Source organism: Kitasatospora gansuensis (genome assembly GCF_014203705.1).
GTDB classification, from domain to species: domain Bacteria; phylum Actinomycetota; class Actinomycetes; order Streptomycetales; family Streptomycetaceae; genus Kitasatospora; species Kitasatospora gansuensis.
The window spans coordinates 1,417,259-1,433,938 of sequence record NZ_JACHJR010000001.1 but is presented as its reverse complement, the minus strand read 5'-3'; the positions used below and the strand labels follow the sequence as shown (position 1 = coordinate 1,433,938).

The following is a 16,680-nucleotide window of genomic DNA, read 5'->3' as shown; positions in this document are numbered from 1 at the left end:
CCCGGCCCTGCCGGGGAGAGCGCCCCGTCGGAGCGCCATCGGGCGGGGCGGTGACCACAGGGGGACGAGAGATGCCGATAGTTGGCGACGGGTCGCGCAGGCGAGCCCGGGCCGTGGTGGCGGGGGCCGTGTTGGCGGCCATGGTGGCCGGTGGGTCGGCCGCGGGTGCGGCGGACCGTCCGGCCGCGGGTGAGGTGAAGCCCCGGCTGGCACTGCCGCAGCAGCCGGAGCTGGCGGGCGGGTTCGTCCCGACCACGCCGACCCGGCTGCTGGACACCCGGGAGGGGGTCGGCACCGAGGGGGTATCGGGTCCGATCGGGCAGAGCCCGTTGGTGCTGGACGTGTCCGGGGTCAGCGGCAACCCGTCGGTGAAGCCCACCGCCGTGGTGCTCAACGTGACGGTGACCGAGCCCACTTCGGGCGGCTACCTCACGGTGTACCCCTGGGGCGGCAGCCGCCCCGGCACGTCGAACCTCAACTTCCGGGCCGGGGAGACGATCCCGAACCTGGTGACCGTGCCGGTCGGCACCGACGGCAAGGTGGCGCTGTACAACGCGGGCGGCCGCAGCCACGTGATCGCCGATCTGGCCGGGTACTACACCACCGACCGGCCCGCCGCCACGTACGTGGCCAACGGCCCGACCCGGTTGTTGGACACCCGGGAGGGTACGGGGACGGGCGGCGTGAAGGCGCCGGTCGGTGCGGGCAAGGCGGTCAGCCTGAAGGTGGGCGGTGCGTCGGGTATTCCGGCGAACGCGAAGGCTGTGACGCTGAACGTGACGGTGACGGGGCCGACCAACGGTGGGTTCCTGACGGTGTATCCGACGGGTCAGGCGCGGCCGACGGCGTCGAACCTGAACTTCGTCAAGGATCAGACGATTCCGAACCTGGTCACCGTCCCGGTCGGGGCGGACGGCAAGGTGGACTTCTTCAACGCGGCGGGCAACACCGACGTGATCGCCGACCTGGCGGGCTACTACCTCGACGACGCCCCGAAGACCGGCGGCGTGCTGCAGACCCTGAGCAGCCCGACCCGGTTGTTGGACACCCGGGAGGGTACGGGGACGGGCGGCGTCAAGGCGCCGGTCGGTCCGGGCAAGGCGGTCAGCCTGAAGGTGGGCGGTGCGTCGGGTATTCCGGCGAACGCGAAGGCTGTGACGCTGAACGTGACGGTGACGGGGCCGACCAACGGTGGGTTCCTGACGGTGTATCCGACGGGTCAGGCGCGGCCGACGGCGTCGAACCTGAACTTCGTCAAGGATCAGACGATTCCGAACCTGGTCACCGTCCCGGTCGGGGCGGACGGCAAGGTGGACTTCTTCAACGCGGCGGGCAACACCGACGTGATCGCCGACGCCTTCGGCTACTACGTGGCCGGTGATCACCTCGGGCTCGCCGACCTGAAGTTCTCCGCCGCCACCGTGGACGCCTCGGCGGACGTGGCCGGCGTGGACCTCGGCTGGACGGTCACCGACTCCGACGCCGCCGCCGCCCAGACCGGCGGCTCGGTGGTGATCCGGCAGCAGGGCGCGACGGCGGACAGCTACGTCGGCCAGGCCTACACGATCGACTTCCTGCACGGGCAGAGCCTCTGGAACGGCGCCACCTACGTCTCGGGCGACCCGGCTTCCTCCAGCTACTCGTACCACTTCTACGTGCCGCGCTACGCGGGTTCCACCAGCGCCAAGTGGGTGGTCTCGCTGGTCTCGCTGTTCGACAGCGAGGGCCAGCGCCAGGTGCTGGCCGGCTCCGCACTGGACCCCTCCGGCCGGTCGGTGACCGCGAACACCCAGGTGCCGAGCGCGCTGCCGGGCTACTCCGGCGTGAGCAACTTCCTCAACACCGTCGACGACGTCCGCTACGTGTACAACGGCAGCACCAGCCTGCTGCACTACCGGGTCGACGCCCAGGACCAGCAGTCCGGGGTCTGGCAGGGCACCGTGGAGGCCACCGGCCCCGGCGGCCGGACGCTGCGCGGCTCGTTCGAGGAGATGAGCTACCAGGGTCAGCAGTACTCGCCCTGCCAGCACGACATCCACTACGCGACCTGCGACGTCTACATCCCGCTGCCCGACACCGCGCCGGCCGGGGTGTGGAAGGTCAGCAAGGTCACCCTGACCAACAACGCGGGCCAGACCAAGACCTACTCCGGCCTGCAGGACCTGCCGATCACGGTGACCGGGAACCAGACCGTCACCGTCGCCGGCCTCGCCGCCTCCGCCACCGAGGTCGACAACTGGCGGCAGGACGCGCCCTTCAAGGTGCTGACCAAGGTCGCGGGCGCGCAGAACGGCGTCTCCTCGATCCGGGTGCTGTTCTCGAACATGGGCGGTTCCTGCGTCCAGAACTCCACCACGCCGAGCCAGCAGCCGGACGGTTCCTACTCGGTGCCGGCGACGATGTACCGGACCTACGGCAACGGCGGTTACACCTGCCAGGTCAACGGACTGGTCGTCAAGGACGGTGCGGGGCACGTCTCGGTCTACGGCAGCGCCTTCTTCGCGCCCGAGCTGGATCTCAAGGTCAGCAGCACCAAGGTCACCGCCGCCCCGGTGGTGAAGTCGGCCGCGCTGAGCAAGACCACCATGCCGAAGAGCCAGCTCGGCAACTGGTCCTATGTGACGTACGTTCAGGTCGAGCCCGGGGTGGCGCCGGTCACCGGCGACAGCGCGTACCTCTACGACAGCACCGGCAAGGAGATCTACCAGTCCTTCGGCGGCACCTCCGAAGGCCCGGACGGCAAGGTCTCGGTCGGCTTCCCGGTGCCCTACGGCCTGGCTGTCGGCACCTACACGGTCGGCTTCTCGGTCTCCAACTCGGCCGGGCTGACCAGCTACTGGGGCATGCCGGGCAAGCCCGCCGTCCCCGGCGGCCCGCTGGTCTTCACGGTCACCGAGGGCTGACCCGCAGGTCCTGACGGACCGTTCGGCAGAGCGAGGCCCGTGTCCGTTGCGGGCCTCGCTCGTTGATGGAGTGTCGGGTTCACTCGGACGGGTGGAAAGCGGCCCCCTGACGAGGTATCGGATTCCCGGAGAGTAAAGTTAGGCTTACCTAACCAAAGGGAGTCTGCCTTGGCCCTCACCGCCGCCCCCTCGGCCGGCGACGCGATCCTGCGCCGTCAGCGCGTCCGCGAGTCGGCTGCCCGCACCTACGCCCGCTCCTTCCCGATCGTGCCGGTCCGGGCGCACGGGATGACGGTGGAGGGCGCGGACGGCCGCCGCTATCTGGACTGTCTGTCCGGCGCCGGGACGCTGGCGCTCGGCCACAACCACCCGACGGTGCTGACCGCGATCCGCCGCACCCTGGACAGCGGCGCCCCGCTGCACCTGCTCGACCTGGCCACCGCCGAGAAGGACGACTTCACCACCGCGCTGTTCGACAGCCTGCCGCCCGGCTTCGGCGACCGCTCCCGGGTGCACTTCTGTGGACCGGCCGGCACCGACGCGGTGGAGGCGGCGCTCAAGCTGATGCAGACCGCCACCGGCCGCCGGGGCGCGCTCGCCTTCACCGGCGCGTACCACGGCATGACCGCCGGCGCGCTGGCCGTCACGGGCGCCGTCGAGGTCAAGTCGCCGCTGCCCAGCGGGGGAGAGGTGACCAGGCTGCCCTACCCGTACGCGTACCGCTGCCCGTTCGGCGAGGGCGCGCGCGGGGCGGAGCTGTCGGCGACGTACGTGGAGCGGCTGCTCGACGACCCGTCAGGGGGTGTGCTGCCGCCGGCCGCGATGATCCTGGAGGTGGTCCAGGGCGAGGGCGGCGTGGTGCCCGCGCCGGACGGCTGGCTGCGCGAGATGCGCCGGATCACCACCGAGCGCGGCATCCCGCTGATCGTGGACGAGGTGCAGACCGGCGTCGGCCGGACCGGCGCGATGTGGGCGGTCGAGCACAGCGGGATCGTGCCGGACGCCATGGTGCTGTCCAAGGCGATCGGCGGCAGCCTGCCGCTCGCGGTGGTGGTCTACCGGGAGGAGTACGACGGCTGGCTGCCCGGCGCGCACACCGGCACCTTCCGGGGCAACACGCTGGCGATGGCGGCGGGCGCGGCCACCCTGCGGTACGTCGCCGAGCACGGGCTGGTCGAGCGGGCCGACCTGCTCGGGGCCCGGCTGACGGGCCGTCTGGACGCGCTCAAGGGACGGCTCCCGGTGATCGGTGACGTCCGGGGCCGGGGCCTGATGATCGGCGTCGAGCTGGTCGACCCGAGCGGCGAACCCGACCGCTGCGGCGCGCACCCGGCCGACCCCGAACTGGCCCGCCGGGTCCGGGCCGAGTGCCTGCAGCGTGGCCTGATCGTCGAGCTCGGCGGCCGCCACGACGCCGTACTCCGGCTGCTGCCCCCGCTCACCGTCACCGACGAACAGGTCGAGGCGGTGCTGGAGCGGCTCGCCGAGGCGATCGAGGCCGCGTCCCGGTGAGCGCCGAGACGGCAGGGCTGGCCCGCCCCGCGGCGCTGCGGCCGCTGCTCGACCTGGTGCTCACCGCCCTGGAGGCCGGCGCCCAGCACCGGGGCGGCCCGCTGCCGCCCGGCGGCCCCGAGCTGATCGCTGGTCAGACCCGGCTGGCGCTCTCGATCCAGCACGACCAGGACGCCCTGCTCCGGCTCACCGAGTTCCTCGCCTTCGGCACCGCCGACCCCGCCGACCCGGCCTGCGCGGCCCACCTGCACTGCCCGCCGCTCGCCCTCGCGGTCGCCGCCGACCTCGCGGTCAGCGCCCTCAACCCCTCGCTCGACTCCTGGGACCAGGCCCCGGCGGCCACCGGCATGGAGACCGCCCTGATCGCCGAGCTGGCCGAGCTGGTCGGCTTCGACCCGGCGGCGGCCGCCGGGGTGCTGACCACCGGCGGCACCGAGTCCAACCTGATGGGCCTGCTGCTGGCACGGGATCAGGTGCTGGGCGGCGAGGTCGCCCTGGACGGCCTGCCGCCCGGCGTCCGCCCGGTGATCCTGGCCTCCGAGGCGGCGCACTTCTCGGTCCAGCGCGCCGCCGCGCTGCTCGGCCTCGGCGAGCGGGCGGTCCGTACCGTCCGGGTCGACCGCGAGCTGCGGATGGACCCGGCCGCGCTGGCCGGGGAGCTGCGCGCCGCCGTCCGGGCCGGGCAGCGGCCGATCGCCGTGGTGGCCACCGCGGGCACCACCGACACCGGCGCCGTCGACCCGCTGCACCCGGCCGCCGAGCTGGCCGCCGAACACGGCGCCTGGCTGCACGTGGACGCCGCGTACGGCGGCGGGGCGCTGCTCAGCGACCGGCTGGCCCCGCTGCTGGACGGCATCGCCCGGGCCGACTCGGTCTCGCTGGACTGGCACAAGTTCGGCTGGCAGCCGGCCGCCGCCGGGGTCTTCCTGGCCCGCCGGGCCGAGTCGTACGGGTCGCTGGCCCGCCGGGCGGCGTACCTCAACCCGGCCGACGACGAGCAGGCCGGGTACCCGAGCCTGCTCGGCCGCTCACTGCGCACCACCCGCCGGGCCGACGCCTTCAAACTCCTGGTCACCCTGCGCACGCTCGGCCGCAAGGGCCTGGGCGCGCTGGTCGACGCCTGCCACGACCTGGCGCTGACCACCGCCGGCGCGGTGGTGGCCGCCGGGGAGCTGGAGCTGCACTGCGCGCCGGTGCTCAGCACGGTGGTGTTCCGCTACCGCCCGGCCGGGGCCGGACCGGCCGAGCTGGACCGGCTGAACGCCGAGCTGCGCCGTGAGCTGCTCCGCGCCGGCCGGGCGGTGGTCGGCCGGACCGAACTGCCGGGCACCGGCCCGGGCCGGGTCCGGCTCAAGCTCACCCTGCTCAACCCGTACGCCACCCCGGCGGACACCGGGGCGCTGTTGGCCGCGGTGCGGGCGGCCGGACAGCGCGTCAGGGGCCCGGGCGGAGAACAAGGGTGACGTAGGGTGAAAAATCAGGACAACCCTCCAGTCAGGACAGGCGGTCAACAGTGGCAAACCGAACCGTGGTGATCGAGACCAGCAAGGGCACGATCACGGCCGAGCTGTACGAGGACAAGGCTCCGATCACGGCGGGGAACTTCGCCGACCTGGTCGAGCGGGGCTTCTACGACGGGCTGAAGTTCCACCGCTACGAGCCGGGTTTCGTGATCCAGGGCGGTGACCCGCTGGGCAACGGCACCGGCGGATTCATCGACCCGGCGACCGGCCGGGAGCGGACCATCAAGCTGGAGGTCACGCCGGAACTCAAGCACGGCGAGGCGGGCGCGCTCTCGATGGCCCGCAGTCAGAATCCGAACAGCGCCTCCAGCCAGTTCTACATCACGCTCGGCCCGGCGGCCTTCCTCGACATGAACTACGCCGTCTTCGGCCGGGTCACCGACGGCCTGGACGTGGTGCAGCAGCTCAGGGCCGGCGACCAGGTGACCAGCGCCAAGTTCCAGGACTGAGAAAGCATTTGGCGGATCTGACAGCCGGATTACCGGTCCGGCTGTCAGAATTCGTAGGAAAGCGCGACCGCAGCACGCCCCGTGGGTATTTCCGGGGCCGTTCCGGGAAGTCTCCGTGGACATACCGTCGCCATGCTGTCCAGTTGTTTTCAGCCGCTGTGCAGCCCGATTTCGCCAACCACCCGGTCATGGTTGCGGATTCGCCGAAGCGCGGCGGTAACTTCTAGTAGCCGCCGCCACACCAGGAGCACACGGCTCCTCGGGACTCGCGGCGCGAGGGAGTAGTGAACCCGCCGTCATCCGGCGTGGCCTCTCCTTTCGCCTCTTCAGGCATGAGCTCTCACGAACTCCCTTGGTATCGACACCACTTCCCTGTACTCAGTCCTGCGACGCGGAGGCTGCGGCATGACCGAAACACTCCTGAGCACCACTTTCAGTACCTTCCAGGCACTGCCGTTCTCCGACCGCTGCCACCGGGTCTGGCAGCGCGGCGACCATCTGCTGATCGGGGTCAGTCCGGGCAACAGCTACTTCAGCCATCTCCGGATCGCCCAACTCGTGCGCTGGGGGCGCCAGTTCTTCGACTCGGTGGACGTCGTCCACGCCGACCTGCACGTGGACACCCAGTTCGCCGCGTTCGGCTACCCGGCCGACCAGGCCCGGCGCCGGGCGGCCAAGGAGACCAAGACCACCCGGCGGCGGATCGAGCGCGGGGTCGAACTGGCCGGCCGGTCCCGGGTCGGGGTGCACGCGCTGTCCGAGTTCGCGGACACCCCGGCGTACCGGCGGCTGGCCGGTGAAGTGGCCGGCGCGCTGGCCGAGGACGAGGACTTCCGGCTGGCCACCGAGGGGATGGCGGCCGGCTTCCTGGCCGCCAGGCTGCCGGAGGGCCAGGCCCCCTCGGCGGACCAACTCGCCGCCGGGGTGGCCTACATAGCCGCCGAGCTGCCGTTCTTCCTGGACACCCCGAGCCTGCTGGACGTGCCGTCCTCGGTCTCCTGCTACCACGTCGAACTGCCGCTCACCCCGGTCCTGTTCGGCCGCGACCGGGGCCTGCGGGCGGCGCCGGGGCAGGGCTACGCGGTGGTCCGGCCGCGGGCCGTACCGCAGCTGCCCCAGGTCGCCACCGCCGCCTGACCTGTACCGACCCTCAAGAGGAGCAACCCCGATGACCACGAGTGCACAGCGCGAATTCACCTTCCCCCTGTCCCGGCGCGGCGACGTGCTGCCCGAGGAGGCCACCCTGCTGCGCGAACAGCAGCCGGTCGCCAAGGTGACCACCCTGACCGGTGACCCGGCCTGGCTGGTGAGCAGCTACCAGCTGGCCAAGCAGGTGCTGGAGGACGAGCGGTTCAGTCTCAAGGACACCGCCAACCCGGGCGTGCCGCGGCAGTACGCGCTGACCATCCCGCCCGAGGTGGTCAACAACATGGGCAACATCAACAGCGCCGGGCTGCGGGACGCCGTGATGAAGACCCTCTCCCCGCGCGCCGACAAGGAGTTGGGCGGCTGGCTGGAGGCCGAGGCGCACCGGCTGATCGACGAGCTGGAGCGGCAGGGGCAGCCCGCCGAACTGCGGGACGGCTTCACCGAGCCGTACTCGGCCGCGCTGCACTGCCGGCTGCTGGGCATCCCGGCCGACGACTGGCGGCAGTTGATGGCGGGCATCGACGTGGCCTTCCTGACCAGCCCGGTCCCGTTCGAGGGGTCGACTCCCAACTGGTACAAGGACCTCGGCTACATGCTGGGCAAGCTGAACGCCGACCCGGCCCCCACCGAGGGCCTGCTCGGCCGGTTCACCAGGCTGCGCGCCGAGCGGGCGGACCTGGAGGACGACGAGCTGCTGGCCACCGTCGCCCTCTCGCTGTTCGGCGCCGGGGCGGTCTCCACCTCCTCCTTCCTGCTGCACGCGATCATCGCGCTGGCGCAGCGGCCCGAGCTGGCCGAGCGGCTGCGCAAGGAGCCCGAGCTGATCGGCCGGGCGGTGGACGAGCTGCTCCGCTACAACCTGTCGATCGGGGACGCGCTGCCCCGGATCGCGCTGGCCGACGTCCAGGTCGGCGAGGTGCTGGTCCGTCAGGGTGAGCTGGTGCTGGTGCTGATCGAGGGCGCCAACTACGACCCGGCGGTCTTCCCGGACCCGGAGCGGATCGACTTCGACCGGGCGGAGAACCCGCACCTGGCCTTCGGCGCGGGGCGGCACTTCTGCCCGGCCTCCGCGCTCGGCCGGACGCACGCCGAGATCGCGCTGCAGGTGCTGGTGGAGCGGCTGCCGGGGCTGCGGCTGGCCATCCCGGCCGAGCAGCTGGCCTGGCGGCCCGGCTTCATCAAGCGCCTGCCGGAGCGGCTGCCGGTGGTCTGGTGAACCCCAAAGCAGGGATCAGCCGAACAGCACCGATCTGACCTGCTCCCAGACCGCCGGGTCGGCGGCAATCAGCAGGCCGTCCGGACCGCCGGGCGGCTCCGGCCGGTAGCCGCTGCCGTCCAGGCGGGCGGCGACCCCGCCCGCCTCGGTGACCAGCAGCGAGCCGGGGGAGTGGTCCCAGGGCAGGGTGCGCCAGTAGAGGATGAACTCGCTGTCGCCGTCGGCGATCTGCGGGTACTCCATGCCCGCCGAGCGCAGGCCGTCGCCGGTCTTCCCGAAGACCCGGATGGCGGTCTGCATCCGGTGGTGCTCGGCCGGGTCGAGGAAGCGGCTCTTCACCGAGCCGCGCCACTTCTCGGGCGCGTCGGTGACGGCGGGCCGGGTCAGCCGGTGCCCGTCCCGCCAGGCGCCGGCGCCCAGCTCGGCGGCGTACGCCACGCCGTTGACGGGCTGCCAGATCCAGGCGGCGACGGTCTGTCCGGCCCGGACCAGCGAGGCCATCACGGCGAAGTCGGGGCGGCCCGCGACGAAGTTGGAGGTGCCGTCCACCGGGTCCACCAGCCAGACGGCCGGCTCCGACCGGAGCGCCTCGGCCAGCGCCGGGTCGGCGGCCACCGCCTCCTCGCCGACCACCGGGACGGGCAGCAGCTCGCGGAGCCGGCGGGCGATGATCACCTCGGCCTCCCGGTCGGCGACCGTGACGATCTCCCCGGGGGCCTTCTCGATCACCTCGCCGGCGGCCAGTGCCCGGAAGCGCGGCTCGACCACCTCGGCCGACGTCTCGGCGAGGATCTCGGCCACCTTCTCCATCAGCACGTGCGCGCTCCCTTCGCTGGGTACCACTCTCGCACGTCCGCCCGGCCCCGACCTGCGGCGCCCCACCGGCCGGGGCGGCCGGTCGCTAGCCGAGGAAGTGGAAGCCCGGCCGAGGGTGCATCAGGAACTCGTGGTGCGAGATGTTCCAGGCGTACGCCCCGGCCATCGCGAACACCACCCGGTCACCGGCCCGCAGCTCCGCCACCGGGATGCCCGCCGCCAGCACGTCCTTGGGCGTGCAGAGCTGCCCGGCCACGGTCACCCGTCCGGTGGTCACGGCGGGCCGCTCCCAGGGGTGCGGCCAGTCGGCCACCGGGAGCACGGTGAACGGCTGGTCGTGGCCCCGGGTGGCGGGGGTGCGCAGGTGGTGGGTGCCGCCGCGGACGATCGCGAAGTCCTCGCCGTGACTCTGCTTCACGTCCAGCACCTCGGTCGCGTAGTAGCCGCAGTACGAGGTGAGCGCCCGGCCGGGCTCGATCCGCAGGGTCAGCCCGGGGTGCCGGTCCAGCAGCTTCGCCAGGCCGGTGCCGAAGGCCGTCCAGTCGAAGCGGGCCGCCGGGTCGGCGTAGTCCACGGCCATCCCGCCGCCGACGTTGACCTCCTCGAGGGTGATCCCGTGCCGCTCGGCCATCGCGAGCGACCACTCCACCACCTGCTCGGCGACCGCGAGTTGAGCCTCGGCCGCCAGGCCGCTGGCCAGGTGCGCGTGCACACCGACCAGCCGCAGCCGCTCGAAGCCGGGCTCCGCCAGCAGCCGCACGCAGCGCGAGACCAGCGCCGGGTCGAGGCCGAACGAGGTCGGCCGGCCGCCCATCGCGAGCTTCACCGAGTCGAGCGAGCCGTCGGCCACCGGCAGGTTGGCCCGCAGCAGCACGTCCACCGGGCCGTCGGCAGCGGAGGCGAGCGCGGCCAGCAGTCGCAGCTCGTGCTCGCTCTCCACGTGCCAGCGCCGCACCCCGAGCCGCAGCGCGGACTCGATCTCGGCCGGAGTCTTGCCCGGGCCGCCGAAGGCCAGCGGGTGATCCGGCACGGCCGCCCGGACATGGGCCAACTCGCCACCGGAGGAGACCTCGTAGCCGTCCACGGCGGAGCCGAGCGCGGCCAGGATCGCCGGCTCGGGGTTGGCCTTGGCGGCGTAGTACAGCTCGACCCGCTCGGGCAGCGCGGCCCGGACGGCGGCGGCGTGCTCGCGCAGCGCGGCCAGGTCGTAGACGTAGACCGGGAACTGATCGGGCGTCAGTCCGGAGATCAGATCGTGAAGGGGCATCAGGCGCTCCAGCTCAGGGCCAGCACGGATTCGCCGAGCGGCGAGGGCAGTGGGACGTACCCCGCCTCCCGGTCGGCCTTGCGCTCCCAGCGGGTGAGCAGGTTGGCCTTGGCGGGCAGCGGCACCCCCGCGAGCAGCGCGGCCAGTCGGGGCGGGCAGCCGTGGGTGTCACCGAACTGGCCGAGCACGGTGCGCAGTTCGCCCCAGAACGCGGCCTCCAGGGTCGGGTGCTGGTCGGCCAGTGCGGAGACCAGCTCGGACAGGTGGTTGACCACCAGGCAGTACACCACCCGGTCCCAGCCGCGCTGGGCGTCGTAGGCCATCGGTCCGGCCACCTCGGGCGGCAGCGTGGCCAGCAGTTCGGCGTTGCGCTCCGGCAGCAGCTTGGTGCCCTCCAGGTCGCGGAACAGCACCTGGGCCGGGCGGCCCCGGTCGTCCACGCCGAGCACCACGTTCTGCAGGTGCGGCTCCAGCACCACGCCGTGCTCGAAGTAGGCGGCCAGTACCGGCGGCACCACGAGCCGCAGGTACGCGCCCCACCAGTCGAGCGCCCCGGCCGGGCCCGACTCGCCCAGCAGTTCGGCCAGTTGGGCCGAGCTGGTCGGGTACTCGTCGGCCACCGCGGCCGCCAGCAGAGCGGTGACGCCGGGCCGCAGCTTGTCCGCCAGACCTTCCCGGACGATCAGGCCGAAGCCCTCGAACAGCGAGTTGTCCACCGTGCCGTCCGGGCCCGGCAGGGCCAGCGTGCGGAACGCGGGCTCACGCAGCATCCCGGCGTCCGGGAACTGCTCGGCCAGCTTGGCGAACGGCTCGGCCAGCAGCCTGGTCAGGGTGACCGCGCCGGTCAGCTCGTACGCGGCGTTCTTGCGCAGGCAGTTGGTGATCCGCACGTTCAGGCTGAACTTCAGGAAGGCGCCCGCGCCGTGCAGGGTGCGCACCGAGGCGGTGGCGGCGAAGTCCTCGCCACGCTCGCCCAGGTCGATCACGTCGCCGCGCTCGATCGCCGCAGTCAACCCCGGGTGGTCGCAGAGCAGTTCGTACTGCCAGGGGTGGGAGGGCAGCAGGGTGTAGCCGGCCGGCACCTCGCCCAGCGAGTCCAGCAGGGCCAGCGCGCCCGGGTCGGTGGCGTCCTGGGCGATGTACTCGGAGCGCACCGCGAGATGGCGCAGCCGGAACGCGGCCCGGGCCTCGGGGGCGTAGTCGTCCCAGGAACCGCGCTCCGCGTAGCGGGACTTGGGGGCCGGGTGGAAGCGGTGGCCGAACAGCAGGGCCTGTTCGGACTCCAGGTAGCGGTCCTGGCCGGGGGCGGGGCGGCGGTCCAGTCCGTGGGCCACTCCGGCGCGGCTGGAGGCCAGCTGGGTGAGGAACTCCTCGTTCTGTACCCCGGTGCGCAGCGTGAGTTCGGACTGCACGTGCTCGGCCAGCTCCTGCCAGCCCAGCTCCCGGGAGCCGTCGGGGCCCTCCTGGAACACCGGCCCGGTGAAACGGTGCGCGCCGGTCAGCGAGGTGCGCCGGAGGGCGATCCGGAGCGTCACGCCCTGCCGGGGCAGCCGCAGGTGCAGATCGCCGTCGACGATGGCGGTCTGGTGCTCGGGTCCTGACACCTCGCGGAGCACGCAGTTGAGCAGGGTGTGGGTCACGGCGTGGTCGGCCGTGGGGAGTTCGGCGGGCGCGGCGTTGGTGTGCCGGGCGATGTCGAGCGAAGAGGGCATCAGTTGCTCCTGCGGGAGAGGAGGACGAGGGCGGCGGCGACCAGCGCGGTGGCGGTGCCGGCCAGCACGGGGGCGGTCGGACCGAAGGCGCTGTTGACCAGCGCGGCGACCACCCCGGCGGCGACCGCGCCGCCCTTGGAGACGAATTCGAGTGAGCCGAACATCCGGCCCGGGGCCCGCCCGCGGCATGCCTCGGCGGCGAGCACCGAGAGGCAGACCAGACCGAGCGTCAGGCCGATGCCCAGCAGCAGCCGGGCGAGGGTGAAGGTGAGCAGGGAGGAGGCCGGGCCGTGCGCGGCCAGACCGAGCGCGACGAAGGCGAAGCCGATCGCCAGGCCGGTGCGCGGCCGTTCCAGGAAGCGGGCGTGCACCCGTCCGGCGGCGGCCAGGTAACACAGGTGCGGCAGCGCGAAGAGCAGGCCGGTGACCGTGCCGGACACGCCGGGCAGCTTCTGCTCCACCAGCGCGACCAGGTACGGGAAGGAGATGATGGTGGAGAACACGAAGGCGAACTCGACCGTGTAGAGCAGCTTCAGCGAGCCGGGCACCACGGTGGCGGGCTGCTGGCCCGCCGTGCTCGGCCGGACCGGCCGGGACGGCTCGGGCAGCAGGGCGAGCAGCCCGGCGGCGAGCAGCGGGAGGACGGCCATCACCAGATACTGCCGGTGCGGGGATATCCAGGGCGAGAGGGCGCCCACCAGGATCGGCGCGGCCACCAGCGAGGCCCGGGCGCTGCCCTGCATCAGGGTGAGCGCCTTGGAGAGCCCGGGACCCTCCAGGGCGGCGGCCAGATAGCCGTTGGTGGCGGCGAAGGTCCCGCCGAGGAAGCCCTGCAGCACCAGCGCGACGGTGAAGGCGGGCAGGCTGTCGGCCCAGCCGGCGATCAGGAACGAGACGGTGAGCCCGAGTTGGGCCCGCAGCAGCAGCCGCTTGCGGCCGAACCGGTCGGCCAGCCGGCCCCAGAGCGGGGCGCCGAGGCCGCTGAAGACGGTCGGCACGATGTAGAGCACCCCGGCCCAGCTGCCGTCCGCGTCACCGAGTCCGGGCAGGATCTGGGTCAGGAACGGCGGCAGGCCGAGCGCCGCGAAGGAGGCGACGAAGTAGCAGGCGGCGATCGCGTGCACCTGGCGGCGGTCCAACCCGGCCGGCGCTGGGACGGTCACCGTGCGCTCGGCTGCTGCGGTGCTCATCAGACCTCCAGGCGAAGGTAGTTCGGGCCGCTGGTGTAGTGCTTGTTGATGTCGGCGGCGCCGGAGCGCTCCTTGCTGAGCAGCGATCCGGCGGTGACCATCGCCTTCACCGGCAGCCGCTCGGCGTCCAGCAGGGCGGCCCGCAGCGAGTCGCCGGCCGGGCCGAGCCGCCCGATCGAGCGCTCCAGCTCGGCCCGCAGCAGGCCGAGCAGCTCGGCCAGCGGGGCCCGGCCGTGCGCGGCCAGTCCGAAGGCGAGCGAGGCGGTGCACAGGTGGCCGGTGATCGTGGTGAACAGGTCGGTGAGCGCACGGTCGCTCCGGGAGAAGACCCGGGCGTCGTCGAACTCGCCGACGAAGGAGTCGAGTTCACCGATCCGGTCGGTGTTCACCCGGGGGCCGTCGTTGTCCTTGTAGAGCAGCCGCAGCCGGGTCGCGCCGTCCACCCGGTCGAGCACCAGCGAGGTGTTCTGCTGGTGCGACTCCAGGGCGATGCCGTACCCGAACAGGGTGGTCTGCCAGTCCAGCAGCAGCGCCAGCAGCTCCCGGTAGAAGGCGGTCACCGAGCCGTCGTAGAACCGCTCGGCCAGCAGGTCGACGACCAGCCCGCCGGGCGCCGGGGCGAGCAGTGCGGCCAGCGGCACCGTCAGGGCCCGCTCCAGGCCGGCCGGGTAGCGCCGGACGAGTACTGCCAGCAGCTCGTGGCCGGTGTGCGCGTAGCCCTGCTCGTCGGCGTGCAGGATCCGCTCGGCCAGGCGCGGTTCGCGGGCCAGCACGGCTTCGAACAGCCGCTGGCCGGCCGCGCCGTCCTCCAGGGTGCCCGGCTTGATGGTGCGCCGGTTGCGCAGGCCCAGGGTGGCGGTGGTCAGCGGCAGCTTGAGGTGCCACTCGGGGTGCTCGGCCAGCGCGACGGTGCGCATCGACAGGGTCGGCACCACCTCCAGGTGACCGCCCTCGGCGAGCACCGCGCCCGGTACGGCGGCCAGCGCCTCGCGGGCACTCAACGGGTGGACCGGAACGGCAAGATGACTGTCCGTCAGCTCACCCAGGCCCAGCTGGGCCAGGCTCGGCCACCAGTCGGGCCGCGGCCCGATGGTGTCCACGGCCAGCGCCCCGGCCGGTACGGCCAGCCAGTTCAGTTCGAAGCTCGGGTGGAACTCCGGTGCGTAGCAGCGCAGTTCGTCCTCGCTCAGGCCGGAGCGGCCGCGCGCGGTCGGGTACACCGGGTGGTCCAGGAAGGCGGCCAGGGTGTCGAAGCCGAGCGAGCCCGCCAGGCCGGTCCAGTCGGCGGGGTGCTCGCCGTGCCGGAGTGCGAGCAGGTCGTGCACCTGGCCCTGGACGCCGGCGTGCAGCTCCATGGTGGCCAGGGTCTGCCGGCACTCCTCGGCGAAGGCGCGGAAGCCGTCCCGGTCCTGCGGGTCGGCCAGCTCGGCGAGGTGGGCCAGGATCTCCGGGAGTCCGTCGACCGGCTGGTCGGAGACGGTCAACAGCGGGAGCCGGGCGGTCAGTTCGCTCTGGAACCCCTCGGTCCTGACCGGCAGCGCGAGCGTCCCGGCGCGCAGCCAGCGGCCGTCCGCCCGGTCCTCCACGGTGCTCTGGGTGCGCAGGCCGAGCACGTTCTCGCGGAGCAGCGCGCCGAGCACCCGCAGGGTCAGCTGGTCGGCCTGGGCGGAGCGGGAGCCGACGCTCATGCGGAGATCTCCCAGCGGTTGGCCGCGATGAACCCGGCGACCGCGCGGTCCACCGCCGTCTGGTCGGTGCCGACCGCCCAGATCACGCCCAGGTAGTCGCGGTTGGTGCCGTAGTGGTCGTGCCGCTCGCCGACCGAGCGGAACGGACGGTAGGACAGCTTGACGCCGTCCCGGTCCTGGTCGAAGGCCTCGGGGGCGGCGGTGAGCACCCCGGCCCGGTCGGCGCAGACCGCCTCGTTGCGGGCCCGGCCGTCGGTACGGGCGCCGAGGTCGGCGGGCAGCGGCACGCCGAGGTGGGCGCGCAGCACGTGCTCGAAGAACGGGATCTCCAGCAGCTGGGCCAGCATCAGGTCGCACTGGTCGCCGATGGCCCGGTAGTTGATCTCGATGATCCGGGCCCGGCCGTCGGCCTGCACCACGAACTCGGTGTGGCAGGCGCCGAGCCCGACGCCGACGGCGTCCAGCTGGGCGAGCACCTGCTCGGTCACCGCCTGCGGGTGCGCCGGGACGAACTCCAGCACCTCCTCGATGAAGTTCGGCGGCGGCGAGAGCCGGGTCCGGAAGCCGCCGAGCACATGGCGGACGGTGCCGTCGCCAAGCGTCTCCAGGGTCTGCAGCTCACCGGCCAGGAACTCCTCGACCACCAGCGCCACATCGGACCGGCGGGCCCGGATCGCGGCCACCCGCTCGGCGAGTTCGGCGGCGTCGGCCACCAGCGCGACGTCCTCGCTGGCCACGCCCTCGCGCGGCTTGACCACGCAGGGGAACGGCGGGTCGAGCTCGGCCGGGTCCTGCCCCGGCACCAGCTCGCCGGACCAGACCGCGTCCAGGCCGGCGGCGGCCAGGTGGCGGCGGAACTGGGCCTTGTTCTTGGCCCGCAGGGTCGCCTTCCAGTCCTTGCCGGGCAGCCCGAAGTACTCGGCGGCCAGCGCGGTCTGGGTCTGCAGGTGATCGCTGTTGCTGAACACCGCGTCCGGCGCCTGGAGTTGCGAGATCAGGCCGATCACCTCGCGGTGGTCGTGCACCGCGCACTCCACCACCTCGGGCACGAACTCCCCGTCGGCGTAGGCTTTCCGGTGCGCCTCGGGGGAGTCGGTGAGCACGGTCACCGACAGGCCGAGCCGCGCGGCGGCGGGCAGGAAGCCGTCGGTGACGGAGTCGGTGGGGTTGAGCGCGAGCAGGTACATCCGCATGGCGAGGTGTCCTCTGTGTGATGCAGGAGGTTCGAGCGGGCCGGGGACGCCGTGCGCCCCCG

General features: G+C 72.9%; 12 protein-coding genes. 6 read left to right on the top strand and 6 right to left on the bottom strand.

Annotated features, from left to right (window positions below):
- Window positions 1-71: 71 nt before the first annotated feature.
- From F4556_RS06495 to F4556_RS06470, 6 genes are all read left to right on the top strand, one after another.
- Window positions 72-2,903 carry a hypothetical protein gene (locus tag F4556_RS06495; RefSeq protein WP_184912395.1) on the top strand — a complete coding sequence of 944 codons (2,832 nt, stop codon included), beginning with the start codon at window positions 72-74 and terminating at the stop codon, window positions 2,901-2,903.
- A 168-nt stretch (window positions 2,904-3,071) separates the two neighbouring features.
- On the top strand, window positions 3,072-4,415 hold the full coding sequence (locus F4556_RS06490; protein WP_184912393.1) for a diaminobutyrate--2-oxoglutarate transaminase family protein: 1,344 nt from the start codon (window positions 3,072-3,074) through the stop codon (window positions 4,413-4,415).
- Window positions 4,412-5,878, top strand: coding sequence for a pyridoxal-dependent decarboxylase (locus F4556_RS06485; RefSeq protein WP_313068187.1), 1,467 nt, complete (start codon window positions 4,412-4,414; stop codon window positions 5,876-5,878). Before F4556_RS06490 ends, F4556_RS06485 begins: the two co-directional genes overlap by 4 nt.
- 50 nt (window positions 5,879-5,928) lie before the next feature.
- Window positions 5,929-6,387 carry a peptidylprolyl isomerase gene (locus F4556_RS06480; RefSeq protein WP_184912392.1) on the top strand — a complete coding sequence of 153 codons (459 nt, stop codon included), beginning with the start codon at window positions 5,929-5,931 and terminating at the stop codon, window positions 6,385-6,387.
- Window positions 6,388-6,792: 405 nt separating this feature from the next.
- Entirely contained in the window at window positions 6,793-7,524 is a 732-nt protein-coding gene (locus F4556_RS06475) for a tRNA-dependent cyclodipeptide synthase (protein ID WP_184912390.1), read from the top strand.
- Between the two features lie 31 nt (window positions 7,525-7,555).
- Window positions 7,556-8,752 (top strand): cytochrome P450, encoded by a 1,197-nt coding sequence (locus F4556_RS06470; RefSeq protein ID WP_184912388.1) that lies wholly within the window; start codon window positions 7,556-7,558, stop codon window positions 8,750-8,752.
- 15 nt (window positions 8,753-8,767) lie between these two features.
- On the opposite strand, the gene F4556_RS06465 is transcribed toward F4556_RS06470, so the two are convergent.
- From F4556_RS06465 to F4556_RS06440, 6 genes are all read right to left on the bottom strand, one after another.
- Complete coding sequence (locus F4556_RS06465) at window positions 8,768-9,562, bottom strand: inositol monophosphatase family protein (protein ID WP_184924346.1); 795 nt, start codon at window positions 9,560-9,562, stop codon at window positions 8,768-8,770.
- 91 nt (window positions 9,563-9,653) lie between these two features.
- Window positions 9,654-10,835, bottom strand: coding sequence for a type III PLP-dependent enzyme (locus F4556_RS06460; RefSeq protein ID WP_184912386.1), 1,182 nt, complete (start codon window positions 10,833-10,835; stop codon window positions 9,654-9,656).
- Window positions 10,835-12,547, bottom strand: a complete 1,713-nt coding sequence (locus F4556_RS06455) for an IucA/IucC family protein (RefSeq protein ID WP_184912384.1) — start codon at window positions 12,545-12,547, stop codon at window positions 10,835-10,837. The genes F4556_RS06460 and F4556_RS06455 overlap by 1 nt, the downstream gene beginning before the upstream one ends.
- Entirely contained in the window at window positions 12,547-13,737 is a 1,191-nt protein-coding gene (locus F4556_RS06450) for an MFS transporter (RefSeq protein WP_184912382.1), read from the bottom strand. The genes F4556_RS06455 and F4556_RS06450 overlap by 1 nt, the downstream gene beginning before the upstream one ends.
- On the bottom strand, window positions 13,737-15,425 hold the full coding sequence (locus F4556_RS06445) for an IucA/IucC family protein (protein WP_184912380.1): 1,689 nt from the start codon (window positions 15,423-15,425) through the stop codon (window positions 13,737-13,739). Before F4556_RS06445 ends, F4556_RS06450 begins: the two co-directional genes overlap by 1 nt.
- A complete protein-coding gene (locus tag F4556_RS06440) occupies window positions 15,422-16,618 on the bottom strand; it encodes an ATP-grasp domain-containing protein (protein WP_184912378.1) in 1,197 nt (398 codons plus the stop codon). The genes F4556_RS06445 and F4556_RS06440 overlap by 4 nt, the downstream gene beginning before the upstream one ends.
- Window positions 16,619-16,680: the final 62 nt, after the last annotated feature.

Bases quoted from the DNA above. Each gene is read 5' to 3' on its own strand.
- F4556_RS06475 (WP_184912390.1), top strand. From the start codon at position 6,793: ATGACCGAAACACTCCTGAGCACCACTTTCAGTACCTTCCAGGCACTG.
- F4556_RS06440 (WP_184912378.1), bottom strand. From the start codon at position 16,618: ATGCGGATGTACCTGCTCGCGCTCAACCCCACCGACTCCGTCACCGAC.
- F4556_RS06495 (WP_184912395.1), top strand. From the start codon at position 72: ATGCCGATAGTTGGCGACGGGTCGCGCAGGCGAGCCCGGGCCGTGGTG.
- F4556_RS06450 (WP_184912382.1), bottom strand. From the start codon at position 13,737: ATGAGCACCGCAGCAGCCGAGCGCACGGTGACCGTCCCAGCGCCGGCC.
- F4556_RS06455 (WP_184912384.1), bottom strand. From the start codon at position 12,547: ATGCCCTCTTCGCTCGACATCGCCCGGCACACCAACGCCGCGCCCGCC.
- F4556_RS06470 (WP_184912388.1), top strand. From the start codon at position 7,556: ATGACCACGAGTGCACAGCGCGAATTCACCTTCCCCCTGTCCCGGCGC.
- F4556_RS06445 (WP_184912380.1), bottom strand. From the start codon at position 15,425: ATGAGCGTCGGCTCCCGCTCCGCCCAGGCCGACCAGCTGACCCTGCGG.
- F4556_RS06465 (WP_184924346.1), bottom strand. From the start codon at position 9,562: ATGGAGAAGGTGGCCGAGATCCTCGCCGAGACGTCGGCCGAGGTGGTC.
- F4556_RS06460 (WP_184912386.1), bottom strand. From the start codon at position 10,835: ATGCCCCTTCACGATCTGATCTCCGGACTGACGCCCGATCAGTTCCCG.